This is a genomic window from Maritimimonas sp. 2210JD6-3, assembly GCF_056591795.1.
This window is the reverse complement of sequence record NZ_JBWQOJ010000013.1, coordinates 47,949-73,225: the sequence shown is the minus strand read 5'-3', so window position 1 is coordinate 73,225 and position 25,277 is coordinate 47,949. Positions and strand designations below refer to the sequence as shown.

At 31.4% G+C, this 25,277-nt stretch carries 26 protein-coding genes and 1 tRNA gene; 17 read left to right on the top strand and 10 right to left on the bottom strand.

Annotated features, from left to right (window positions below):
- Window positions 1-36: 36 nt before the first annotated feature.
- Window positions 37-110: transfer RNA gene (locus tag AC1EUY_RS07795), tRNA-Met, on the bottom strand.
- Window positions 111-237: 127 nt separating this feature from the next.
- On the opposite strand from AC1EUY_RS07795, the gene AC1EUY_RS07790 reads away from it, so the two are divergent.
- Together AC1EUY_RS07790 and AC1EUY_RS07785 are read left to right on the top strand one after the other, a co-directional pair.
- Complete coding sequence (locus tag AC1EUY_RS07790) at window positions 238-618, top strand: START-like domain-containing protein (protein WP_480194952.1); 381 nt, start codon at window positions 238-240, stop codon at window positions 616-618.
- 83 nt (window positions 619-701) lie between these two features.
- Window positions 702-1,529 carry an aminotransferase class IV gene (locus tag AC1EUY_RS07785; RefSeq protein WP_480194951.1) on the top strand — a complete coding sequence of 276 codons (828 nt, stop codon included), beginning with the start codon at window positions 702-704 and terminating at the stop codon, window positions 1,527-1,529.
- On the opposite strand, the gene AC1EUY_RS07780 is transcribed toward AC1EUY_RS07785, so the two are convergent.
- The 5 genes from AC1EUY_RS07780 to AC1EUY_RS07760 form a co-directional block, all read right to left on the bottom strand.
- Window positions 1,526-2,083 carry a YqgE/AlgH family protein gene (locus tag AC1EUY_RS07780; RefSeq protein ID WP_480194950.1) on the bottom strand — a complete coding sequence of 186 codons (558 nt, stop codon included), beginning with the start codon at window positions 2,081-2,083 and terminating at the stop codon, window positions 1,526-1,528. The two genes, AC1EUY_RS07785 and AC1EUY_RS07780, sit on opposite strands and share 4 nt — an antisense overlap.
- A gap of 89 nt (window positions 2,084-2,172) precedes the next feature.
- Entirely contained in the window at window positions 2,173-2,445 is a 273-nt protein-coding gene (locus AC1EUY_RS07775; protein ID WP_480194949.1) for an HU family DNA-binding protein, read from the bottom strand.
- Window positions 2,446-2,631: 186 nt separating this feature from the next.
- Entirely contained in the window at window positions 2,632-3,576 is a 945-nt protein-coding gene (gene fmt / locus AC1EUY_RS07770; RefSeq protein WP_480194948.1) for a methionyl-tRNA formyltransferase, read from the bottom strand.
- The gene (locus AC1EUY_RS07765) at window positions 3,569-5,470 is read right to left on the bottom strand and encodes a RecQ family ATP-dependent DNA helicase (protein ID WP_480194947.1); all 1,902 of its coding nucleotides are present in this window, start codon (window positions 5,468-5,470) and stop codon (window positions 3,569-3,571) included. Before AC1EUY_RS07765 ends, fmt begins: the two co-directional genes overlap by 8 nt.
- Complete coding sequence (locus AC1EUY_RS07760; protein ID WP_480194946.1) at window positions 5,470-6,042, bottom strand: AAA family ATPase; 573 nt, start codon at window positions 6,040-6,042, stop codon at window positions 5,470-5,472. The genes AC1EUY_RS07765 and AC1EUY_RS07760 overlap by 1 nt, the downstream gene beginning before the upstream one ends.
- A 124-nt stretch (window positions 6,043-6,166) precedes the next feature.
- On the opposite strand from AC1EUY_RS07760, the gene AC1EUY_RS07755 reads away from it, so the two are divergent.
- The 8 genes from AC1EUY_RS07755 (at window position 6,167) to AC1EUY_RS07720 (ending at window position 16,424) form a co-directional block, all read left to right on the top strand.
- Window positions 6,167-6,448: a DUF493 family protein gene (locus AC1EUY_RS07755; protein WP_480194945.1), complete on the top strand. Its 282-nt coding sequence runs from the start codon at window positions 6,167-6,169 to the stop codon at window positions 6,446-6,448.
- A 58-nt stretch (window positions 6,449-6,506) separates the two neighbouring features.
- Window positions 6,507-8,417 carry a peptidylprolyl isomerase gene (locus AC1EUY_RS07750; RefSeq protein WP_480194944.1) on the top strand — a complete coding sequence of 637 codons (1,911 nt, stop codon included), beginning with the start codon at window positions 6,507-6,509 and terminating at the stop codon, window positions 8,415-8,417.
- A 2-nt stretch (window positions 8,418-8,419) separates the two neighbouring features.
- On the top strand, window positions 8,420-9,274 hold the full coding sequence (locus AC1EUY_RS07745) for a hypothetical protein (RefSeq protein ID WP_480194943.1): 855 nt from the start codon (window positions 8,420-8,422) through the stop codon (window positions 9,272-9,274).
- A complete protein-coding gene (locus tag AC1EUY_RS07740) occupies window positions 9,231-10,616 on the top strand; it encodes a peptidylprolyl isomerase (RefSeq protein WP_480194942.1) in 1,386 nt (461 codons plus the stop codon). Before AC1EUY_RS07745 ends, AC1EUY_RS07740 begins: the two co-directional genes overlap by 44 nt.
- A 5-nt stretch (window positions 10,617-10,621) precedes the next feature.
- The gene (locus AC1EUY_RS07735; RefSeq protein ID WP_480194941.1) at window positions 10,622-11,575 is read left to right on the top strand and encodes an AAA family ATPase; all 954 of its coding nucleotides are present in this window, start codon (window positions 10,622-10,624) and stop codon (window positions 11,573-11,575) included.
- A 169-nt stretch (window positions 11,576-11,744) separates the two neighbouring features.
- A complete protein-coding gene (gene rpsA / locus AC1EUY_RS07730; protein WP_480194940.1) occupies window positions 11,745-13,973 on the top strand; it encodes a 30S ribosomal protein S1 in 2,229 nt (742 codons plus the stop codon).
- Between the two features lie 90 nt (window positions 13,974-14,063).
- Entirely contained in the window at window positions 14,064-15,455 is a 1,392-nt protein-coding gene (gene glmM, locus AC1EUY_RS07725; protein ID WP_480194939.1) for a phosphoglucosamine mutase, read from the top strand.
- A 63-nt stretch (window positions 15,456-15,518) separates the two neighbouring features.
- A complete protein-coding gene (locus AC1EUY_RS07720) occupies window positions 15,519-16,424 on the top strand; it encodes a TraB/GumN family protein (protein WP_480194938.1) in 906 nt (301 codons plus the stop codon).
- Here AC1EUY_RS07720 and AC1EUY_RS07715 read toward each other — a convergent pair.
- Window positions 16,421-17,317, bottom strand: a complete 897-nt coding sequence (locus AC1EUY_RS07715; RefSeq protein WP_480194937.1) for a lysophospholipid acyltransferase family protein — start codon at window positions 17,315-17,317, stop codon at window positions 16,421-16,423. The genes AC1EUY_RS07720 and AC1EUY_RS07715 overlap by 4 nt on opposite strands.
- A gap of 60 nt (window positions 17,318-17,377) precedes the next feature.
- Here AC1EUY_RS07715 and AC1EUY_RS07710 point away from each other — a divergent pair, with 60 nt between their 5' ends.
- From AC1EUY_RS07710 to AC1EUY_RS07680, 7 genes are all read left to right on the top strand, one after another.
- Entirely contained in the window at window positions 17,378-18,025 is a 648-nt protein-coding gene (locus AC1EUY_RS07710; RefSeq protein WP_480194936.1) for a rhomboid family intramembrane serine protease, read from the top strand.
- A gap of 317 nt (window positions 18,026-18,342) precedes the next feature.
- Complete coding sequence (locus tag AC1EUY_RS07705) at window positions 18,343-19,734, top strand: arginine decarboxylase (protein ID WP_480194935.1); 1,392 nt, start codon at window positions 18,343-18,345, stop codon at window positions 19,732-19,734.
- A gap of 16 nt (window positions 19,735-19,750) precedes the next feature.
- Window positions 19,751-20,692 (top strand): agmatinase, encoded by a 942-nt coding sequence (gene speB, locus AC1EUY_RS07700; protein WP_480194934.1) that lies wholly within the window; start codon window positions 19,751-19,753, stop codon window positions 20,690-20,692.
- Window positions 20,676-21,653 carry a deoxyhypusine synthase family protein gene (locus AC1EUY_RS07695; RefSeq protein ID WP_480194955.1) on the top strand — a complete coding sequence of 326 codons (978 nt, stop codon included), beginning with the start codon at window positions 20,676-20,678 and terminating at the stop codon, window positions 21,651-21,653. Before speB ends, AC1EUY_RS07695 begins: the two co-directional genes overlap by 17 nt.
- A 39-nt stretch (window positions 21,654-21,692) precedes the next feature.
- Window positions 21,693-22,025: a hypothetical protein gene (locus AC1EUY_RS07690; RefSeq protein WP_480194933.1), complete on the top strand. Its 333-nt coding sequence runs from the start codon at window positions 21,693-21,695 to the stop codon at window positions 22,023-22,025.
- Between the two features lie 18 nt (window positions 22,026-22,043).
- Window positions 22,044-22,304 (top strand): hypothetical protein, encoded by a 261-nt coding sequence (locus AC1EUY_RS07685; protein ID WP_480194932.1) that lies wholly within the window; start codon window positions 22,044-22,046, stop codon window positions 22,302-22,304.
- Window positions 22,301-22,714 (top strand): VOC family protein, encoded by a 414-nt coding sequence (locus AC1EUY_RS07680; protein ID WP_480194931.1) that lies wholly within the window; start codon window positions 22,301-22,303, stop codon window positions 22,712-22,714. The genes AC1EUY_RS07685 and AC1EUY_RS07680 overlap by 4 nt, the downstream gene beginning before the upstream one ends.
- Window positions 22,715-22,719: 5 nt before the next feature.
- Here AC1EUY_RS07680 and AC1EUY_RS07675 read toward each other — a convergent pair whose 3' ends face one another.
- Genes AC1EUY_RS07675 through AC1EUY_RS07665 form a run of 3 tightly spaced genes read right to left on the bottom strand, consistent with a single transcriptional unit; the run spans window position 22,720 to window position 25,230 of the window.
- Entirely contained in the window at window positions 22,720-23,328 is a 609-nt protein-coding gene (locus tag AC1EUY_RS07675; RefSeq protein WP_480194930.1) for an alpha-ketoglutarate-dependent dioxygenase AlkB family protein, read from the bottom strand.
- Between the two features lies 1 nt (window position 23,329).
- Window positions 23,330-23,776 carry an SRPBCC family protein gene (locus AC1EUY_RS07670; RefSeq protein WP_480194929.1) on the bottom strand — a complete coding sequence of 149 codons (447 nt, stop codon included), beginning with the start codon at window positions 23,774-23,776 and terminating at the stop codon, window positions 23,330-23,332.
- 8 nt (window positions 23,777-23,784) lie between these two features.
- The gene (locus AC1EUY_RS07665) at window positions 23,785-25,230 is read right to left on the bottom strand and encodes an amidohydrolase (protein WP_480194928.1); all 1,446 of its coding nucleotides are present in this window, start codon (window positions 25,228-25,230) and stop codon (window positions 23,785-23,787) included.
- Window positions 25,231-25,277 lie beyond the last annotated feature (47 nt).

Genomic DNA, 25,277 nt, shown 5'->3' with positions numbered 1-25,277 from the left:
AATAACAAAACCCAAGACTTCTCTTGGGTTTTCTTGTAGCGAGGAGCAGAATTGAACTGCCGACCTCAGGGTTATGAATCCTGCGCTCTAACCATCTGAGCTACCTCGCCATTTTTGCGGTTGCAAATATAATAACAAATTTAGATGAGACAACACCTATATTTAATTTTTTGTAAAAAGTTTTTTTTAAAGTAAATAATATATATATTGTCACATTATGAAAAACAAATAAATTAAATGTCAGATAAAATAAAATTCGATTTAGAATTTCCTATACATGCCTCACCTAGTTTCTTATTTCAATACCTTTCTACTCCAGATGGTTTAGGTGAGTGGTTCGCTGATAACGTGAATTCTCGAAGTGAAGTATTTACGTTTATTTGGGATGACTCTGAAGAGCAGGCAAAAAGAGTATCTCATAAAACGAATGAACGTATTCGTTATAAGTGGCTTGAAGAAGAGGATGATACTTATTTTGAATTTAGAATACAAGTTGATGATATTACTAAAGATGTTTCTTTAATTGTTACTGCTTTTGCCGATGAAGATGAAGTTGAAGAATCAAAAATGTTTTGGGAAAATCAAATTGATGAATTAAAACATACTATTGGAGGATAATTTAAAATTAACAAGTAGGTAGCCTCGATTTTTTCGGGGCTTTTTTATTACTATTTTTGCGGCTTTAAATTAGCTGTATCTACATGATAAATTATAACGGAAAATTCATAAATAAAGATGTCATTTCTATTTCAATAGATAATAGAGCTTTTAAGTATGGTGATGGTATTTTTGAAACAATTAAGGTTCAAAATGGTAAAGTACTATTTTGCGAAGATCATTATTTTAGATTGATGGCTTCGGCAAGAATGTTGCGAATGGATATGGCTATGAGTTTTACACTTGAATATTTTGAAAGTCAAATACTTAGATTAGTAAAGAATATTGGTTTAACAAATAGTAGAGTAAGATTTTCAGTATTTAGAAAACAAGGAGGTTTATATACACCAACAGATAATGAAACAGATTTTTTAATTGAAGCTGATGCACTTCATGTTGATAAAAAAGATAAGTATGAAATCGAACTATATAAAGATCACTATGTATTTTCAGGACTATTATCTACGGTAAAATCTACTAATAGAATTGTTAACGTATTATCTAGTATTTTTATGAAAGAGAATGGGTATGATAATTGTCTTTTATTAAATGAGAAAAAACAATTGGTAGAGGCCGCAAACGGAAACATTTTTCTGGTTAAAGGAAATAAAATAGTAACACCTTCGCTTACAGAAGGTTGTATTAAAGGTGTAGCAAGAAAAAAGCTCATAGAAATTATTAAAAAAGATAATAATCTTACGATAGAAGAGTCAGAAATTACACCCTTTGAATTACAGAAAGCTGATGAGGTTTTTATTACAAATGCTATAGCTTGGATACAACCCGTAACAAAGTATCGCAAGAAAACGTATGAGGTGAAAATTTCAGAAACATTATTTAAAAAACTAAGTGCATTAGCACTGCTTACTTAATTTAAAGAAGGATTCTCAGGAGCATTAGCCCATATTTTATACTCACCACCAAATTTCATCATTTCATCTTTCCAAAAATTTTTATGAGGAATACCAAAGATATTTTTGTGCTTATTCTCTATAACTTTCCATGAAGTTGTCTCTAACTCATCTTGTAATTGATCTTTACTCCAACCAGAATATCCTAAGAAAAATCGAATATCACTATTAGAAACTGTATTTTCTTCAAGTAGCTCTTGTACTTTTTCAAAATCACCACCCCAATAGATACCATCACCAATTTCAATACTATTGGGTATAGATTCAGGTAGGCGATGTATAAAATAAAGATTCTCTTTAGAAACAGGTCCACCTTTATAAACACGAATTGCTGAATCAATTTCAGGAATTAAATCTTTTATAGTAAAATCTGATGGCTTATTAATAATAAAACCTACCGCTCCTTCATCATTATGCTCAGATAATAAAATAATAGAACGGTTAAATGAAACATCATTTAGAATGGACGGTTCAGCAATAAGCAACTTTCCCTTAGAAGGTTTTAGTGAATACATATCAATTAATTCACATCTAATATAGAAAAAATAATGACATAAAAAAACCTCCGTAAAACGGAGGCTTTATAGCTTTTATAAATTTAGTCTTAGTTTACTGAACCTTTTAATTCAGCACCAGGCTTAAACTTTACTACATTTTTTGCAGCAATCTTAATTGTTTTACCTGTTTGCGGGTTTCTACCATCTCTTGCAGCTCTTTTAGTAACTGACCAAGAACCAAAACCTACTAAAGAAACTCTTCCGCCTTTCTTTAATGTTTTCTCTACGTTGTTCATCATACTATCTAATGCCTTTTTAGCAGCTGCTTTAGTAATACCAGCTTCAGAAGCCATAGACTCTATTAATTCTGATTTGTTCATAATTTAAAAATTAAATTGGTTAAAAATTATTATTTGCTTTTTTTAAGCTGAACAAATATAGATTTTATAGGGGTTTACGCAAGATTAGAGGCTAAAAATGGGCTATTTTGTTGATAAATCAATTCAATTTGTTAATAACACCAAATAAATAAGCGAAAAACCTACTAAAGATGCATAAACAGAGGCTTACAGGACTTTTGCATTTTCTGTAAAGGTATAACCATTTAAGAAATTAACAATATGCATTCTTCTCTTGCCAGCAATTTGCAATTCTCTTATAATAATAAATCCTTTTTTAACAGCAATTTTCAACTCTTTTTTAGATGCAATTACAGAGCCGACAGCATGTTTATGTTTGGCTTTTTCTTTACTTGCTTTATAAATTTTTAATTCTATTTTTTCTTCTCCATTTATGAGCGTTGTCCAAGCAGCGGGATAAGGACTTAAACCTCTAATATGGTTAAATATTTTTTTCCGAGAAAGTGTCCAGTTAATCTTGCAAGTTTCCTTAAAAATTTTTGGTGCTGATTTTTCTTCTTTATTAGGTTGTTTACTTGTTTCAACTTTATTGGTTTGAATCTGTTCAACTGTTTTCACAACTAGGTTACCGCCTACTAACATTAGCCTATCATGAAGGTCACCAGCAGTATCATTTTTTTTAATTTTTAATTTTTCTTGCAAAATAATTTCTCCAGTATCTATTTTCTCATCAATAAAAAAAGTAGTAACCCCAGTTTCTTTTTCTCCATTTATAATCGCCCAATTTATTGGAGCAGCACCTCTATATTCAGGAAGTAAAGATGCGTGTAAATTAAATGTGCCATGCGCAGGCATTTGCCAAACTACTTTTGGTAGCATTCTAAATGCAACTACAATCTGAAGGTTAGCATTTAAATCTTCTAATTGCTTAATAAAAGTTTCATTTTTTAAATTGGTTGGTTGTAGAACAGTTAAATCTTTAGAACTGGCAAACTTTTTTACAGCAGATTCATGTAGCTTTCTTCCTCTGCCAGCGGGTTTGTCTGGAGCCGTGATAACACCTACAATATTAAATTTAGCATCTAAGAGTGCTTTTAGGGAACTAACTGCAAAATCTGGAGTACCCATAAACACGATTCTAATGTCACGCATCTTTATTTATTTGGAATTTGTTTTGCGAAGTTAATTTAATTCTACCCTTTTCCAAGAGTAATTGAAGTACTTCTATAATATGATGTTTTTTAAAATTTAAGGTACTTACTATAACTTTAGGAGATGCTTCTTGTTGTTCTAGAAGGATACATATTTGTTTTGCTATTTCAATAGGGTTGTAATTTTCTTTTGAGTGTACATCTTCTAAACAAATATCACATTTACCACATTTGTTTGAATTACTTTGGTTAAAGTAATTCATAAGAAACGTGTTTCTGCAAATAGTTTCGTTAGCTACATAATCTATAACAGATGTTACTTTTTCCTTTTTTATAGCTTGCCGTTGCGTAATATTTTTTGAAATTGCGTTTATGGTATAATCATCTTCTCTAGGTACTAAAAACCGTATTGTATTGCCTTCGTGTTTTGGCTTATAAAGTACATAAGCTCTTTCGTTTAATTGATTTAAATATTCAACAACTTCAGTAATAGATATATTGAGTTTTTTTGCTAAAATAAATTCATCGATTCTCGTTAAATTATCAAATAACCCTACATACGTTCTTAAACATGTTTTTAATAGTTCAGAATGAGTAGAATTGCTATAATTAAGTACCTCTTTTTGAGTTATATTGATTTTTAACAATGATTTTTTTCGAGTATCATTTTGAGATTCTAAAATACCTTCCTTCTCAAAAATTTCAATAGCGTTGAAGACTTTTACTGCATTTAAATTGTACTGTTTGCAGAATTTTTGTAGTACTAAAACATACGCTTCATTTGGCATTTCTCCTTTAGCAATTCTAAAGTACTGGTTGAGTTTTTTATAAATTTCTTTTAACTCATTAATCGCTATAATGCCTTTTTTATGCCTTTTCTTAAATTCGTGAATTGTAGCTTGATTATATAGTAAAAATGCTTGTGAATTTTTGCCATTTCTACCTGCTCTCCCAGATTCTTGTAGATAATTTTCTAAACTAAAAGGTAAGTCAATATGTATAATTGTAGTAACATTATTTTTGTCTATTCCCATACCAAATGCATTGGTTGCTACCATGATGGGTGTTTCTTCATTTAACCACTTAGTATAAGCTTCTTTTTTCTCATTGTAATTTAAACCGCCATGGTAATAGGAAGAAGCTATATCTTTTGAAATTAAATAATTGTGTAAGTTTTTCGTAGATTTTCTACTTGTAGTATATATGATTGACGGTGCGCTAATATTTTTTAAAATTTTAATCACTTGAAAATTAATATCTTCTGTTTTAATTAAGTGATAAGCCAATTCTTTTCTATGGAGTGAAGTTTTGAAGTTAATAGCATCTTGAATCGATAAATTTTGCTTAATATCATCAAAAACTTTAGTAGTTGCAGAAGCAGTTAAAGCAATTACAGGTACTTTAGGATGAATTTCAATTAATTTATTTATCTTTCTGTAGGAAGGTCTGAAATCATGACCCCATTCAGATATACAGTGCGCCTCATCTATAGCTATCAAGCTTACATTTAATTGTTTTAGTTTCTCTTGAATGAATTCAGATTGTAATCTCTCGGGAGATAGATATAAAAACTTTATATTCCCAAAAAGTATGTTATCAAATAGTTGTACTAGTTCATTTGTATTTAAGCCAGAACTTATGGTAATGGCTTTTATATTTCTAGCTTTAAGGCTTTCAACTTGATCGTTTATTAAAGCAATAAGCGGAGAAACAACAACACATACACCTTCTTTTAACAGTGCAGGTATTTGATAGCAAATAGACTTTCCTGCACCAGTTGGCAATAATACAATCGTATTATTATTTTCTAGAACATTATTTATGATAGATTCTTGTGGCTCTCTAAATGTTTCGTGCTTCCAGTACTTCTTAAGAATCTCTAATGGAGTAGTCATTAATAAGATTTGATGCTATCTAAAATGTAATCAACGCGCTCTTTTATAGATCCGAACGGAACAGAAACTAATTCATAACCAAAACCTTCATAAGCTTTTTCTAGGAAAAAATGTATCTGTAATGCTTCTTCATAACTTTCAAATCGTTCATTGTCTGAAGTGTAAATTTCTTCCCAAGGAGGTAATATAAAAATTTTGTCATAGACATATCTTTTACAGGGCTTAGTAAAAACTGTATCATAAGACTGCTTGAAAAAATCCATATAGCCAAGTACATCTGGGATGCCCCTGTCAAAGAAGACAACAGAGTCTTTTAAACTCTGAGAAGCTATATATTGCTCAATTCTTCCGTTAAGAATCTTTAAATTAAAACCTAAAGAATCTTCAACAACAGCAATAGGATTCGTAGTAAATACCTCAGAATCTTTTTCATTTTTTGCCTCTAAAGTAATTTCTCTAATTACTTCATGAAAACAGAAAAAGTCACGTTTTTCTAATTCTTTAATAATTGAAGTTTTACCTGTGCCTGGCCCACCAGTAATGACTACTTTTTGTTGTGTTTTTTTGTTCATATCTATGTTAGAACAAAGAAAAGAAATAATTTAATTAACACGAATAATATAGGTATTTTTGTCAGCAATTTAAAATAATAATCTTTGGTATTAAATTTGAACATTTTTTTGAAAAAATAACAATATGTCTAAAGAAGAAGATTTCTATAAAAAATTAAAGATTAGTCTTGAAGAAACTACAAAATTTCCTTCAGATTACATGTATAAATTTATTATACCTAATGATAAAGATAGATTTAAAGAAATAGAAGAAATTTTTAATCATACAGGTGCTGTTATTACTTCTAAACCCTCAAAAACAGGAAAATACAATAGCCTAACTGTATTAGTGAATTTAGCTTCTGCAGACGAAGTTATTAGAAAATATAAAGAGGTTTCTACTGTAGAAGGGGTAATTTCTTTATAATTTGATAAGAAAAATACTATAGATAATAAATGTTTTGATAACTTTTTTGATTTCTAACATGATAAATAAGAATTTAATAACACTTCATAATAGAATACTCCTAATTCTACTCTTTGCGGTTAGTTTTACATATGCTCAAAAAAAGCAAGATGTTTTATTTACTGTTGAAAACGAACCGATAACTACAAAAGAGTTTTTAAGAGTTTTTAATAAAAACAGAACTATTGTTGCTAAAGAAAACCAAAAAACAATAGCAGAATACCTTGACCTCTATTTAAATTATAAGTTAAAGTTAAAACAAGCTCATGAGCTTAAATTAGATACCGTTGAAACGTATAAAAGAGAATTAAAAAAATACAAAGAACAACTTATAAAGCCTTATCTAAAAGATGCAAATATTACAGAATCGCTTATTAAGGAGGCATATAATAGGACGAAAAAAGAAGTTAGAGCGCGACATCTGTTAATACGCTTAAACCCGAAAGCATCATCAACGGATACTTTACAAGCATATGATAAAATTCTTAGGCTACGAGATGAAATTTTGAACGGTAAATCATTCGAAGAAGTCGCCAGATTATATTCTGAAGATCCTTCTGCTAAAACTAATGGTGGTGATTTAGGATATTTTTCTGCCTTTACTATGGTATATCCATTTGAGAATGCTGCTTATAGCAATACAATAGGCGATGTTTCTATGCCTTTTAGAACGAGTTTTGGATACCATATTATAAAAGTTGAAGATACAAGACTTTCAAAAGGGGAAGTTGAAGTCGCTCACATCATGATAAAAAATGATTCTAATGATTACGCAAAAACACAAATTAATGATATTTATACAAAATTAACACAAGGCGAAAGTTTTGATTTGATGGCACAGAAATACTCAGATGATAAATCTAGCGCTCCCAAAGGAGGAAGACTTCAAAAATTTTCTGCAACACGTATGATAGAACCATTTTCAAGTATTGCCTTTTCACTTACTAACGAAAATGATATTTCTAAACCTTTTAAAACGAATTTTGGATGGCATATAGTAAGGTTAATCAAAAAACATCCGATTGCTAGCTACGAAGAATTAAAACCAGAACTTGTAAAAAAAATTGAAGGCAGCGAACGTGCTTATGCCGCAGGAAAATCTGTCGCTGACAAGCTAAAAAGTAAATATAACATTCAGATAAATGAAAACCTAAAGTCTTTATTTTTGACTGCAGATGCTCAAAAAATTCAAGAAAATTCGAACAATGTTGTTTTTTCTATCAATGATGAAAAAACAAAACTCAAAGAATTGATGCGCTATAATGAAAATCAAAAGAAAAAGTCATTATCAAATACGTTTGAAGATTTTTTAGATGAGCGTATTATTGAACATTATAAAAAGAACTTAGAGGGTACAAATCAAGAGTTTGCTAACACATTTCAAGAGTATAAAGACGGATTATTATTATTTGATTTGCTACAATTAAAAATCTGGAAGCGTTCTGAAAAAGATACTACTGGATTAAAAGATTTTTTTAATCGACATAAAGCTAAATATATGCACGAAAAGCGTGCTGATGTAATAATAGCCACATGTAGTAAAGAAGATAAAGCTACATTAGTGAAACAATATCTTGAAGAAGGCAAGTCTATAGAAGAAATTAAAGACCTGATTAATGAAAAACCTACCATTCATGTGTTATTTTCTAAGGGTATAATTGAATTGGATAGTAAAAAATTGCCAAAAGATTTTGTTGCTGCTAAAGGTGTTTCTAAGGTTTATAATGAAGGTAAGAATCAATTTGTTGTAGTAAATGTTTTAAATTTATTAGCGCCAATTCAAAAAGAGTTTAAAGAGGCAAAAGGATTGGTAATGAACGATTATCAAGAGTACCTTGAGAAAGAGTGGATACAAGAACTCAGAAATAATTATACATACAAGGTCAATAAAAAGGCACTTAAAAAGTTGATTAAAAACCATTCAAATTAGATTTGAAACAAATAGTCACATATTGCTTATTTATTAGTGTCATTTTACTTTCTTGTGTAAATAAGAATAAAAATCCAGAAGATGCCGTAGCTCGTGTTTATAATACATATTTATATCAAGAAGACATTCAAAAGAATATACCAGAAAGTGTTAAAGGAAACGATAGTATTCTATTAGCTAATAATTTTATTAATAGATGGGTAAAAGAGCAATTACTATATAAAAAAGCAGAAATAAACTTAGGTGATAATATTTCTGAAATTGATGAATTGGTAAAGAAGTATAAGAATGATCTTTTAGTAAATCGTTATAAAGAAGAAGCAGTTAAACAATACTTAGATACCAATGTGACCTCAGTGAATATTCAAAAGTTTTATAAAGAAAATAAAGAAATATTTAAGTTAAATGAGGAGTTGGTAAAGTTTAAATATATTCATTTTAGCAATGAACTTTTAAACCCCAAAGAATTCGAAAGTCTTTTTAGATCAGAAAAAAGAGCAGACAGAGATAGTTTAATTGCCAGAGAGATGCAATTAAAATCATATAATTTAAATGATTCCATTTGGGTTAGGCTAAGTGATATTAAGAGAAAATTACCTACTCTAAACGATAAAGATGTTAAACTCATCTTAAAAAGCATTAAGTTTTTAGAAAAAAAAGACTCATTAGGAGTATATTTGGTCGCTGTAAAAGATATCCTTAAACGGAATGAAGTGGCTCCTGTGAGTTATATCACACCTACTATTAAGCAAATGATACTGCATAATAGGAAGTTAGAATTAATTAGAAAAATAGAGGAAACATTAGTAGAAGATGCAATTAATAATAAAGAATTTGAAATATTTAAAGAAGAATAAAATAAACATAGTATTCGTAATGATGTTAGCGCTTTCTATTACTTTACATGCTCAAGATAGATTAAAGTTAGATGGTGTTGCAACGGTTGTTGGAAAGAATGTTGTGTTAGATTCTGAGATCGCAGGGTATAAAAAGCAATTAGAGCAGCAGAGTGAAGGTAAGGCTGTTATTTCTGATTGTGATATGTTAGAACAAATCATGGAACGAAAATTATTAGCGCACCATGCTGTCATCGATAGTGTTGAAGTTACTGAGGCAGAAGTAAATTCTCGAGTAGAACAAAAACTAGCCTATTTTCTACAACAATTAGGTTCTGAAGAAAAACTATACAAGTTTTATGGTTTTGATAATATGGCTGATATGAGAAAAGAATTCTATGATGTTGAAAGAGAAGCAAATCTTATTCAGAAAATGCAGCAAAAGCTTACCGAAAAAGTAGATGTGACTCCAGAAGAAGTAAGAGATTATTACAGTAGTTTAGAAAAAGAAGGTAATTTACCAGATTTTGGTGCTGAAGTAGAATTGGCACAAATAGTATTAAAAGCTGAGCCTACTTATGACGAAAATCAACGCGTTATAGAAAAACTGAAATCTATTAAAAAAGAAATTGAAGATGGCGCGAGTATGACAATGAAAGCGATCTTAAATTCTAATGACCCAGGTGTTACAGATAATAAAGGAGCCTACACTATTACTAGAGAAAGCCCATTTGTAAAAGAGTTTAAAGAAGCCGCATTTAGTCTAGAAGAAGGGGAGATATCAGAACCTTTTAAATCGCAGTTTGGTTACCATATCTTAAAAGTAGAAAAAATAAAAGGGCGCCAACGTGATACAAGACATATTCTTATTCAGCCAGAAGTAAATACTGCCGAATTAGAGCGTGTTAAAGATTCTCTTGAAAGCATTAGAAAAGATGTTTTGACATTAAAAATGACTTTTGAGGAAGCTGTAAAAAAGTATTCTGATGATAAGGTTACAAAAAATAATAATGGATTAATCGTGAATCCATTAACTAGCGATACGAAGTTTGATTTAACAAGAATGGATCCTGCATTATATGCAAGAATTAGTTCTTTAAATCAGGGAGATATTACAGATGTCTTTTATGACGAGACAAGAGAAGGAGAGAAAATGTATAAAGTTATTTTGGTAAAGAGAAAAACAGAAGCGCATAAGGCAAATCTAAGTGATGATTATGTTAAAATTCAAGATTTGGCTTTACAAAAGAAGCAGCAAGAAACTATAGATAAATGGACAAAAGGAATTATTGGAGATACCTATGTAAAAATTAATAATGAGCATAAAAAATGTTCGTTTAAAAATAATTGGGCTAAAAATTAATAAGTATGTCAGATGTAGCAGCTATTGAATCTTTAGTAAAAAAGCACGCTCAATTAAAAGCTGAAATTGGTAAAGTTATTGTTGGTCAGCATGATGCTATAAATCATGTATTATTATCTATACTTTGTGGAGGACATTCTTTACTTATTGGTGTTCCTGGCTTAGCAAAAACTTTGTTAATTAATACTGTAGCGCAGGCCTTAGGTTTAGATTTTAAACGTATTCAATTTACACCCGACTTAATGCCTTCTGATATTTTAGGAAGTGAAATTCTTGATGAAAACAGACAGTTTAAATTTATTAAAGGACCTTTATTTTCTAATATCATTTTAGCAGACGAAATCAATAGAACTCCGCCCAAGACGCAAGCTGCTTTATTAGAAGCAATGCAAGAAAAGTCTGTTACAGTTGCAGGGCATCATTATAAATTAGACAAGCCATTTTTTGTTTTAGCTACTCAAAATCCTATTGAGCAAGAAGGAACCTATCCTTTGCCAGAAGCACAATTAGATAGGTTTATGTTTTCAATCCACCTAGAGTACCCTTCTTTTGAGGAAGAAGTACAAGTAGTAAAAAGTACCACTTCTGATGAACAACAAAAAGTAAATTCCATATTTACTCCACAAGAGATTATTGATTTACAACATTTAATTCGTAGAATTCCTGTAGCAGATAATGTCATTGAATATGCAGTTTCTTTAGTTAGTAAAACGCGACCAAACTCTGATGGAGTCGCACAAATTGTTACTGATTATATCGATTGGGGGGCAGGCCCAAGAGCTTCTCAAAACTTAATTTTAGCAGCTAAGGCGAATGCAGCCGTAAATGGTAAATTCTCACCAGATAGAGAAGATGTGAGAACAGTTGCGAATGCCATTTTACGTCATCGAATCGTAAAAAACTACAAGGCTGAAGCCGAAAATATTTCAGAAAAAGAAATAATCACTGCTCTTTTTTAAATTATTGATTTTCTTATTGTTAAAATAAGAATTTAGTTGTAAATTTGCACTCCTTTTTTAGCGAGTAAAAGATTTATAAAAAGGATTCAATAGAAAAAAGTTAAATTTCTCTTAGTTGATTTTTTCGCTTAAAATCTAAAAATCAATAAGATACAAAACAATTAGACGTATGTCTAAACTTCAAGAAAAAATCGATTTATACTCTGAAGAAGTAGATAAGTTAGGACTTAAAATCGATAAAAATTTATTAGCAGCAGTAACAAAAGGTTTAGGGCCATCAATCTACAAAGTAGATGCTGAAAAAGTTTCAAGCTCAGATGCAAAAGAATTAGAAACAGTAAAAAAGAATTTCTTAATCAAAAAATTAGGACAAGAAGATGCTCCTAAACTAGATGAGGCTATTGCAACTGCAATTGAGAAAATAGGCTCTTCGAACAGAAATAAGTATAGAGCGATATTCTATGCTATATTAGTTGATGAGTTAGGTTTACAATCGCATTACGAAACTTCTAAAGAAGATGCTGAAGAAGTTGTAGAAACAAAAAAAGAAGAAAAAACAGAAATGAAAGAAGAAGCTGTTGTTGAAGCGAAAGCAGAGAATGTAGAGGTAAAAGAAGAAAAAGTGGTTGCAGAGCCAGCTGGTTTTACAGCTACAAATACACAAGAATTCTTAGATAATTTCGACTGGCACAAATACGAAGAAGGTATTGAAGCTGTTGATGAAAATAAATTAGAAGCTTTTGAAAAAGCTTTAGAAGGAACGGTAGGGTTTGTTGATGAGCGTGAAGTGATCGAAGGTAAAGTAATACGTTTAACAGATAGAGAAGCAATTATCGATATTAATTCGAAATCTGAAGGTGTTATCTCTTTAAATGAATTCCGTTACAACCCTAGTTTAGCTGAAGGTGATACTGTAGAAGTGTTGGTTGATAAAAGAGAAGATGCTACAGGTCAGTTAGTACTTTCACATAAAAAAGCAAGGGTAATCAAAGCTTGGGAACGCGTAAACAAAGCGCATGAAACTCAAGAAGTTGTTAATGGTTATGTAAAGTGTAGAACACGTGGTGGTATGATCGTTGACGTATTTGGTATCGAAGCTTTCTTACCAGGTTCTCAAATAGATGTAAAACCAATTAGAGATTACGATCAGTATGTAGATAAAACGATGGAATTTAAAGTTGTGAAAATTAATCACGAATTTAAAAACGTAGTTGTTTCTCACAAAGCATTGATTGAGGCTGATATTGAAGAACAAAAGAAAGAAATCATTGGTCAATTAGAAAAAGGACAAGTACTAGAAGGTATTGTTAAAAACGTTACTTCTTATGGTGTATTTGTTGACCTTGGTGGTGTTGACGGATTAGTACATATTACAGATCTTTCTTGGAGTAGAATTAATCACCCAAGTGAAGTAGTTGAATTAGATCAGAAATTAAATGTTGTAATTCTTGACTTTGATGATAATAAATCTAGAATTCAATTAGGTCTTAAACAATTAAGTAAGCATCCTTGGGAAGCTTTAGATGCTAACTTAAAAATTGGTGATAAAGTAAAAGGTAAAGTAGCTATTATAGCTGATTATGGTGCATTTGTTGAAGTATCTGAAGGTGTTGAAGGATTAATTCACGTTTCTGAAATGTCTTGGTCAACACATTTACGTTCTGCACAAGACTTTGTGAAAGTTGGTGATGAAGTAGAAGCAGAGATCTTAACGTTAGATAGAGAAGAACGTAAAATGTCTTTAGGGATGAAGCAATTACATCCAGATCCATGGACAGATATTACGTCTAAATACCCTGTAGGTTCTAAACACACAGGTGTTGTACGTAACTACACTAACTTCGGTGTATTTGTAGAATTAGAAGAAGGTATTGATGGTTTGGTATATATCTCTGACTTATCTTGGACTAAAAAAGTGAAGCACCCATCAGATTTTGTAAAAGTAGGTGATAAGCTCGATGTACAAGTGTTAGAATTAGATGTAGAAGGTCGTAAGTTAAACTTAGGCCATAAACAAACTCAAGAGAATCCTTGGGATGAGCATCAAGATAACTATACAATCAATTCAGTACACTCAGCTTTAGTAAAAGAAGTAACAGATAAAGGTACGATCATTGTTTTAGGTGATGAAGTAGAGGCTTTTGTTCCTTCTAGGTTTACAGAAAAAGAAGATGGTTCTAAAATCGCTAAAGGTGAAACTATAGACGTTAAAATTTTAGAATTTAATAAAGAGTATAGACGTATTGTTGCTTCACATACTTCAATTTTTAGAGAGCAAGAAGAAAGTAATTTCAAAAAAGCTCAAAAGAAAATGTCAGATTCAGTAGAGAAGCCAACATTAGGTGATGCAAATGATGCATTACAAGCGTTGAAAGATAAAATGGACGGTAAGAAATAAGGTTTACCCCACCATTTAAATTAAAAACCGCTTATTATTTGAGCGGTTTTTTTATGTAATACAATTATATTTGTTCATCAAAATTTTACGATGACATTAATAAAATCAATTTCAGGTATTCGCGGTACTATTGGAGGTAAAGTGAATGATAATCTTACACCTATCGATGCAGCTAAGTTTGCAGCTGCTTATGGAACGTGGTTATTAAAAAGAAATAATAATAAAGAAGGCTTGCGTGTAATTATTGGTAGAGATGCCCGTATTTCAGGTAAAATGATTAGTTCTATTGTAGCCAATACATTAGTAGGCTTAGGCATAGATGTTGTTGATGTGGGGCTTTCTACAACGCCAACCGTAGAAGTTGCTGTGCCACTTGAAAAAGCCGATGGAGGCATTATTTTGACCGCTTCTCACAATCCGAAACAATGGAACGCTTTAAAACTATTAAATGAAAAAGGTGAATTTTTGAATGGAGCTGATGGGGCTGAAATTTTAAAATTGGCCGAATCTGATGATTACACTTTCGCAGATGTTGATAATTTGGGTCAATATATAAAAGATAAAGGATATATAGATAGGCATATAGATGAAGTTTTAGCACTAGAATTAGTTGATGTAAACGCTATTAAAAATGCAAATTTTAAAGTAGTGGTTGATGCTGTGAATTCTACGGGTGGTATTGCGATTCCTGCGTTATTAGATAGGTTAGGAGTAGAGTGTATAAAATTATATTGTGAACCCAATGGTCATTTTCCACATAATCCTGAGCCTTTAAAAGAACATCTAACAGATATTTCTGAACTAGTAGTCAAAGAAAAAGCAGATTTAGGTATCGTTGTAGATCCCGATGTAGATCGCTTGGCTTTGGTGTGTGAAGATGGTTCTATGTTTGGCGAAGAATATACGCTGGTCGCTTGTGCAGATTATGTATTAAGTGTAACAAAAGGAAATACAGTTTCAAATCTTTCTTCATCAAGAGCCTTACGTGATATCACTGAAAAACATGGAGGTTCTTACCAAGCGAGTGCAGTTGGTGAAGTAAATGTAGTTCAACTAATGAAAGATACGAATGCTGTTATAGGAGGAGAAGGAAATGGAGGAATTATCTATCCTGCTTCGCATTATGGACGCGATTCATTAGTTGGTGTTGCTATATTTTTAACACACTTAGCTAAGAAAAATAGTAGTTGTAAAGCATTAAGAGCAAGCTATCCTTCATACTTTATGAGTAAAAATAAAATTCAGTTAACGCCAGAATTAGATGTTGATGCTATTCTAGAAAAAATGGCTAAGAAATACGAGCATGAAGAAGTAAATACGATCGATGGGGTAAAGGTTGACTTATCTGATAGATGGTTTCATTTAAGAAAGTCGAATACAGAACCTATCATTAGAATTTATACTGAAAGTACTTCACAGCAAAAAGCAGACGATTTAGCTAAAGAAATAATGAATGAGATTGCAGAAATAGCAGGAATTTAATGTTTAAATGTAACTTTTAAATCATTTCGTTACTAATCAATTAAACAACTTACATTTCAAACAATGAAAAAATCAATCAACTCAATTCTAACGGCTTTTTTGCTTGTACTTTTAATTGCATGTAGTGCCTCTAAAAGTACTACTAGTACTGCAAAAAATCCTGTTAAAGAAGAAAAATTAGCAAAGTCCTTACTCTGGAAAATTACTGGAAATGGTATTCAGAAACCATCCTACTTATATGGTACAATTCATTTAACTTGTGATTACGATTTAAAAGAGAAGATGAAAAATGCATTTTCTGAAACGGATCAAATAGTTTTAGAAGTAGATATGGACGATCCTCAGATGCAGATGAAAGCGATGCAGAGTATGATGATGAAAGATCAAACTATTAAATCGTTATTATCTGAAGAAGAATATACGACACTTGCTAAGTATATCAAAGATAATACGGGTATGAGCTTAGCCATGTTTAATAAGATGAAACCTTTTTCGTTGCTATCGCTGTTAGTAATGAAATCTGTAGATTGTGAATCACCTACAGCTTATGAAACAGAGTTCGTAAAGATTGCAAAAGAGCAAAATGAAGAAGTATTGGGGCTAGAGACCATAGAATCTCAAATGGCTATTTTTGATTCGATTCCTTATAAAGATCAATTAAATGATATTTTAGAAATGGCAAAAAAAGGGCTCGATCAGAATAAAAGTGAGTTTGCTGCATTAACAGATTTTCATAAGAATGAAGATATTGAAGGTATGTTGAAATTGGCCAACGAAACCGAAGGAATGACCAAAGAATTTTCTGAGATATTATTAGATGGTAGAAATAGAAATTGGATTCCAGTAATGGAAAAAATGATGAAAGAAAAACCTACTTTTTTCGGAGTAGGCGCTATGCATTTAGCGGGTGAGAGTGGAGTAATAAAATTACTACGTAAACAAGGTTACATAGTGACTCCTGTAAACTAATCTATTTTGAGATTTGTAGGCGCTTTATCTTTATGCTTAAAGCGCTTGTGAGTCCAAAAATAATATTCTGGTTGTTCTTTAACAATACGTTCAACTTCACGTAGATACATATCTGTTATTTGATAATCTTTGTATTCTTTTGGGTATTCAGCCAATACTTTAAAAGTACATTCGTAATAACTTCTTTTTATTCTTTTTACACTAAAGAACACCACAGGTAAATCGTATTTTTTTGCAAAAAATTCAGTTCCTGTTTGAATAGGTACAGTTACGCCAAAAAAATCACTCCAATAATGGGCTTTTTTAGCTTTAGGTGTTTGATCTCCTAAGAAGCCATATAGAGACAATAAATTGTTATTAAAATTTTGCTGTACAACTTTAAAAATCTCTTTAGTAGGTACCAAAACTGAGCGATAACGACCACGGGTTTCTTTCATTTTTTTATCGAAAAACTTGTTGGCAATTTTTTTGTAAATAGCAAAACCCGTGTATTTTACTTGCGTATTTAAAATAAATACCCATTCCCAATTCGAATAATGAGCTCCGTAAAGAATACCGCTCTTTCCTTTGTCTTCTAAGGCTTTCAAAACTTCGATATTTGTAATTTTAAAACGTCTTTTCGTTTCTTCTTTAGAAATAGTAAACGATTTGATCATTTCAACAAATATATCTGTAAAATGTCGATATGATTTTTTAGCAATTTGTTTGATCTCTTTTTCTGATTTTTCAGGAAATACTAGTTTTAAATTACCAAATACTACCTTTTTTCTATAGCCAACAATGTAATAAATAACATAATAGGCTAAATCAGATATAAAATGTAGTATAGGCATTGGTAAAATAGACAATAACCAAATGATAGGATAGACAAGTATATAAATTAAAAACTGCACAAAAAAAATTTAAGCAAATATCGCATATAATTTTATCTTTGATACTAAATAATATAAAGAATGAATGCTACTGTTCTAGCGTTAATTGCAGCTAATGTATTGGTTTCTATGAAGGGTTTTTCTGATAGACTTTTTTTAGAAAAGTATAAATTTCAAGTCGGTCCTATTTTAAGAGGTGAACAGCTACGAATGTTTACCTCTGGTTTTTTGCATGTTGACCAAATGCACTTGTTCTTTAATATGTTTGGCTTGTATATTTTTGCTGATGAAGTAATAGATAGGGTAGGTATTGTTAAGTTTCTTATCATTTATCTAGGAAGTTTACTTGCTGGTAGTACTTTAGCATTAAGTTTTCATAAAAAAGAGCCATATTATAGTGCAGTAGGAGCTTCTGGAGCTGTTATGGGTATCGTGTATGCAGCCATCATGTTGAATCCTAGTATGCGTTTATCTTTTATTTTTTTACCTATCGTTAGTTTTCCTGGCTGGGTTTTTGGTTTAGGGTACTTTTTGTATTCAATTTATGGTATGAGACATCAGGTGGGTAATATTGGTCATAGTGCACATTTAGGAGGAGCTGTTGGAGGGTTTATATTAACCTTGGCATTATTCCCACAAATATTTTCAGAAAACAGTAGGATTATTTTAATACTGGCACTTCCTATTGTTTTGATGTTTGTCTTTAAAGACAAATTAGAAAGAAATTAATTTTATTTTTTTAGAGAGACTTGTTTTTCATATTAATTTATTTTCTACATTTGGTTTGTATCATTAAGTAAAATGACAGATTTTGCTTTTTTCGATTGCATTTTTATCGAGAAGAAATTAAAATGCAATGTACAACGCATGTACAACGAAAAAATAAAGGTTATTTCTTCGAAACTTATATTACTAATTTGTGGCAACCATCTTCAAGTTGTCAGGTTACGTAATGTCTATTTAGAACTAAGAGTTTAATTTTTTAATATATCATAAGTGCTTCATAATGAGGTTTGAAGCAAATATTATTTATATTAAAAAATAAAATGAATACTAAATACATAGATTTAATTGAACAAACGTTCGATTTTCCACAAGAAGAATTTGCGGTAGCTCAAAATCAACTAACATTTCACGATATAGATTTAATGGAGCTCATCGAAAAATATGGAACTCCATTAAAATTTACATACCTACCTAAAATATCTGAAAATATAAATAGAGCAAAAAAATGGTTTCAGAGTGCAATTAAAAGGCATAATTACAAAGGTATTTACCATTATAGTTATTGTACAAAGAGTTCACATTTTAAATATATTTTAGACGAAGCTTTAAAAAATGATATTCATATAGAAACATCATCTGCTTTTGACATTGATATTGTCTTAAAACTTAAAGAAGAAGGAAAACTAAAAGATAGTTCTTATGTGCTTTGTAACGGATTTAAAAGAGATCAATACATTGTAAATATTGCAAAATTAATCAATCAAGATTATAAGAATTGTATCCCTATCATCGATAATTATGATGAGTTAGAGCTACTTCTAAATGAAACAGATAAAAACTTTAAAGTTGGTATTAGAATTGCTTCAGAAGAAGAGCCAAAATTTGAGTTTTATACCAGTAGATTAGGCATTGGGTATAAAAACATTGTGAATTTCTACGAAAAACAAATTGAAGAAAACCCACAGGTAGAATTAAAAATGCTTCATTTTTTTATCAATACGGGTATCAAAGACAATGCCTATTATTGGAGTGAACTTCTTAAATGTTTAAAAGTTTACATCAATCTAAAAAAAGTATGCTCATCATTAGATAGCTTGAATATTGGAGGTGGTTTCCCTATTAAGAACTCATTAGCATTTAATTATGATTATGAGTATATGGTTGACGAAATCGTTAATCAAATAAATACGGCATGCATTGAGGCGGAAGTTCCAGTGCCAGATATTTTTACAGAGTTCGGAAGCTTTACTGTGGGTGAATCTGGCGGTGCGTTATATGAAGTATTATACCAAAAGAAACAAAACGATCGCGAACGTTGGAATATGATTAATTCATCATTTATAACCACATTACCAGATAGTTGGGCAATTAATAGACGGTTTATCATGTTGCCCGTGAATAAATGGAACAGACAATATGAGCGAGTGTTACTTGGCGGATTAACATGTGATAGCGACGATTATTATAATTCTGAGCAACACATAAATGCTATTTATCTGCCAATTTATGAAAAAGATAAACCCTTATACATTGGTTTTTTTAATACGGGCGCCTATCAAGAAACTATTGGTGGCTTTGCAGGATTACAACACTGTCTGATTCCACATCCAAAACACATACTTATTGAAAAAGATACTAACGGAACGATAAGAACCAAAATTTTTAAACAACAACAGAAAAGTGAAGAATTCTTAGAGATTTTAGGCTACTAAGAAAAAGTTAAACAAAATGGAAAAAAGAAATTATGCTAGCATACCAGATCAGTATGCCAAACAAGAAAGAGCAAAGATTGTACTAATACCTGTGCCGTACGATGGCACGAGTACCTGGCAAAAAGGTGCAGATAAAGGCCCTGAGGCTTTTCTAGATGCTTCTGAAAATATGGAGTTGTACGATATTGAAACTGATAGTGAAGTATATAAAGAGGGTATCTATTTAGCGGATGCTATAACTGAAAATAGTTCTCCTGAAAAGATGGTAGCAACTGTACATCAAGAAGTAAAAAAATATATAAATAGAAACAAATTCGTTACTGTTTTTGGTGGAGAGCATGCTATATCTATAGGTACCATTAGAGCTTTTAATGAATGTTTTAATAACTTATCGGTATTGCATATTGATGCGCATGCCGATTTACGTAAAGAATACGAAGGCACATCTTGTAACCATGCCTGTGCAGTATATGAAGCAAATCAAACCACAAACCTAGTGCAAGTTGGCATTAGAAGTATGGATATTTCAGAAAAGTTATCAATGCATACAGAAAAGGTGTTTTTCGCACATGAAATGGCCGTTAATGATTATTGGATGGATGACGTGCTAGATCAATTAACAGGTAATGTATTTATAACTTTTGATCTTGATGCGTTAGATCCTTCTATTATGCCCAGTACAGGTACCCCTGAACCTGGAGGATTATTTTATTACGAAACACTAGAATTCTTAAAAAAAGTTTTTACAGAAAGAAACGTAGTAGGATTTGACATAGTCGAATTATGCCCTAATGAGCATGATAAATCATCTGATTTTCTAGCCGCAAAATTATACTACAAAATGTTGAGCTATAAGTTCACTTCTGATATGGAAGATGAAGAAGAATATAAAGAGGATAATGATAATTCTCCATTTAGTCAATTGTCTAAATTTAAAGATGATGATAATGACTTCTAGACCCATTACCAATTTTATTGAAAAGTATTTTTTGCATTTTAATGCTGCTGCTTTAGTAGATGCAGCTAAAGGATATGAAGATCAGCTAGATTCTAATGCAAAAATGTTAGTTTCTCTTGCCGGAGCTATGAGCACAGCTGAGTTAGGTAAAATATTTGCTGAAGTGATCCGTCAAGATAAAGTGCATATTATCTCTTGTACAGGAGCTAATCTTGAAGAAGATCTCATGAATTTAGTAGCGCATTCGCATTATGAAAGAGTGCCTAATTATAGAGATTTAACACCAAAAGATGAATGGGAGCTTTTAGAAAAAGGACTTAATAGAGTTACAGATACTTGTATCCCAGAAGAAGAAGCATTTAGAAGATTACAACAACATATTTATAAAATTTGGAAAGAGGCTGAAAAAAATAATGAACGCTATTTTCCACATGAATTCATGTATAAACTATTGCTTTCGGGAGTTTTAGAGCAGTATTACGAAATTGATATTAAAGATTCTTGGGTGTATGCTGCTGCACAGAAGAATTTACCAATCGTTGTACCAGGTTGGGAGGATAGCACCATGGGAAATATATTTGCAAGTTATGTGTTAAAAGGAGAACTAAAAGCTTCTACTATGAAATCTGGAATCGAATACATGACCTTTTTGGCCGATTGGTATACTGAAAATTCTAAAAATGGTATTGGCTTTTTTCAAATAGGTGGTGGAATTGCAGGAGATTTTCCTATCTGTGTGGTACCTATGCTTTATCAAGATATGGAAAGAACAGATACACCATTTTGGAGTTACTTCTGTCAAATATCTGATTCAACAACGAGTTATGGTTCTTATTCTGGAGCTGTACCAAACGAGAAAATTACCTGGGGAAAACTCGATATTGATACTCCAAAATTTATTATAGAAAGTGATGCTACCATAGTGGCGCCACTTATTTTTGCGTATTTATTAAAAATGTAAAATCAATTAAAAAATATTTTATTTTTATTCAAAAAAAAAATGAAAAGAGTCATAGTAGATTATAAAAAGCTAACCCAAAGCATCTTAGATCTTCTTGTAGAGAAGTATCCTGATGGCTATAACGATAATGATATTATCACATTTAAAAATGCAGCCGGTGAATTGGTAGAGGCTGTTGAAGTAAGAACAGAAGATACCGTTTATTTGGTAAAAGTAAGTGTAAAGCTTGAAGAACGAATGGAAAGTTTTATGGATGACGACGATGACGATGTAGATGATACTAATGATACATCTAATGACTTAAATATTGAGGATGATATTGATGATGATGATATTGAGGATGAGGAAGACAATAATGATGATTTAGATTAACAAGTAATTCTATATGATATGCCCGTATTTAATTTGAATGATTATAGAGAAGAAACGGCAATATTCATAAATTATGAAAATGGTTATTGTACGTTTGAACTTGAAAGCAAGGAAGAAATAATATTTGAAGAAATTAACAAGGCAATTTTTAACGAGTTTGATTTAAAAGATAAGGCCTTAAAAGGAAGCATTTTTACAATAGGTTTTCGTGAATTGTTAGAAGATGACGAAGATTTGGTTGTTTTTAGACTAGAAAAAATTAAAAGACATAAGCTATGAAAGCATCGTTTCATTTAGCGTTACCTTGTTTGAGTGTAACTGAAACAAAAAAATTCTATATCGATAAATTGGGAGCCTCTCTTGGTAGAAATGCTAATAATTGGGTAGATATTGATCTTTACGGAAACCAAATAACGTTTACAAAATCTGGCAGGTTCGATTTTAACTATCAGAATTATAGCTTTGAAGGAAAAATATTACCTTCTTTTCATTTTGGTGTTATTGTTGACATTATTACTTGGGGTAAAATATATGCTAAAGTAAATGTAGAAAACATTGAAGTTTTTGACGAAATCACCTTTTTAAAAGGAAAAAAAGGAGAACATATTTCGTTTTTTGTTAAAGATCCGAATGGTTTTATGGTAGAATTTAAATCATTTAGTCAAGAAGAAGAAGTTTTTGAGAAATAGAGTACTTATTTTTTAATAGTTCTAAAAGTTAAATTAACTCTTGATTTATGTACTTTTTTAGTAGGAGGTAAGCGATGTAACCAATGTGTTTGTGTTGTTCCTTTCATGACTAACAAGCTGCCATGCTCTAAAATCAAATCTACTTTTTGTTTGGTTTCTTTATGTTTAAAAGCAAATTTACGTTCTGCACCAAAGTTTAGAGAAGCGATGGCTCCATTTTTCTTAAGGTCTTTCTCACCATCACTATGCCATGCCATACCTTCTGAACCGTCATGATAGAGATTTAATAGACATGAATTATATGTTTCGCCTGTTTTTTCTTCAACGACTTTTTTTAATGCAAGTAATTCATCAGTCCATGGTAAGGCAATTTTTGTGCGATTAGAATAGCGATATTCAAATTGCTCATCTGCATACCAAGCGACTTTACGTTTGGTAATAATGAGTTTCCCAAAAATCACGGCTTCATCATTACGCCAATCAATAGTTTTTAATAATTTTTCATAGTAATTATTAGCATCCTTATAAGAGAATATCTTTCCATAATACTGCACTACACCATCTTTATGGAGTAAATTGTGAGGTTCATTTAGTGTATGCGAGAATAAATCCAAATTAATGCTCTTTATAATCCTCAACAAGTTTCTTAAAATTGTTCATCCACTTTTCACCTTGTTTTCTATACATACTAGGAAAGAGTACACCCATTACCTTTGGTAAAAAAGTCATACGTATATAATCTACTTCCATTGTATAGCGTGTTTTTTTAGCCTCTAACTCTATAAAACTGGCTAAAAACGTATTATCCATATGTTTATGATGATAAAATGCTTCGAAAGTATTAGGCAATCTATTAGCTTTTATGGTTTCTGTTAAAACCATGTCTCGTTTACCCTGTTTATAATACATTTTTGATATCGCACCGTCTTGACCAGCTTCACCTTGAATTAATTCTTTTTTTACAAAACCCTCTTGATAATCTTTTAAGTATTGAGGGTCTTCAAAGAATTTGGTAACAATAGCTAAAGATTGATTTATATCGATAGATGCTTTAAATTTCATGCCAATAATTATTTTGATTTTATTGGAATGGGTGGTGGTCCGTCTGGGATAATAGGCTTATAAACAGTGTTTCCTTTACGTTGTTTGTATTCTGCCTTTACTTTTTCTACTAGTTTCGGATTTTCAAATAAATCGAGCATGGTCATTCCCATAGCTTTAGAAGCATAGATCATTCCTTTGTGACCAATACTCATTCCGCCACAGGCAACGACAGCCCAAGAATGCCATGGTGTATCTTTAGGAGCTGATGTTACTGAAAGATTTATGTTTGCAACATTCCAGCTTACATCACCTACATCTGTAGAGCCACCACCAGGATGTTCTTTGGTGGTTTCTAATGGTTTTATGGTACTATCCATACCTACTTGTGGTTTACCAGTAACTTCTTGAATCTTTTTTCCAAAAGCAACTTCTTCATCAGTATAGGTAATAGGGCCTAATAATTCTAAGTTTTTTTGCATAATTTCACCACCAGATCTGTTTACCAAAACTTCATAAATACCTGAAATTAAAGAGATTTTATACTCTACATTTGCCATAATAGCAGCACCTTCAGCCATTTTTTGAACACGTTCATAAACAGGCATCATACCTTCTCGTTTCGTGTCACGAACACGTACCCATAGCTTGGCATAATCTGGAACTACATTCACCACCTGACCACCATCTTGAATATGATAATGAATTCTAACAGTAGGCTTTATATGCTCTCTGTAATAATTAATTCCGGTAGTATAGAGTTCTAATGCATCTGAAGCACTTCTACCATTCCACGGATCACCAGATGCATGTGCAGCCTGGCCAAAAAATTCGACCTTAAAATCAACCAAGGCTAATGAACTTTGTACATCGGCTTTTATGCTTGCACTAGGGTGCCAACTAATATTTACATCTACATCATCCCAGAGTCCGTCACGAACCATCCATATTTTGCCAAAAAATTTCTCTTCAGAAGGTGTGCCGAAGAATTTTATAGTACCTTTTATCGTTCCTTCTTCAATCAGCTCTTTAATTGCAATGGCTGCACCTAAGCTACCGGCACCAAAGAGGTTATGACCGCAACCATGACCTGCACCACCTTCAATCAATGGGTTCTTTGTCGGTTCTGTTTTTTGAGAAATTCCAGGTAAGGCATCAAATTCACCCAATACACTTATAACAGGTTTACCTGAGCCATACGTAGCTACAAAAGCTGTGGGCATACCTGCAACGCCACGCTCTACGGTAAATCCGTTTTGTTCAGCGTAATCGGCCAGTAGTTTAGCAGATTCATATTCTTCGAAAGCTGTTTCTGCTTTATTCCAGATTTCATCAGAAATTTTAATAAGATTCGCTTTGTGTTTTTCAACAGAAGCTTGAATAGCTTTTTTGTTTTTTGAAAGTTTCTTTTTCTTTTGAGGAAATACGATCAACGATAACGTAAAAAATGCTAGTACTAAAAGTTTGGTTTTCATTATATATGAATTTAGTCTCTACTAAATTACCATATTTTTGAGAATCT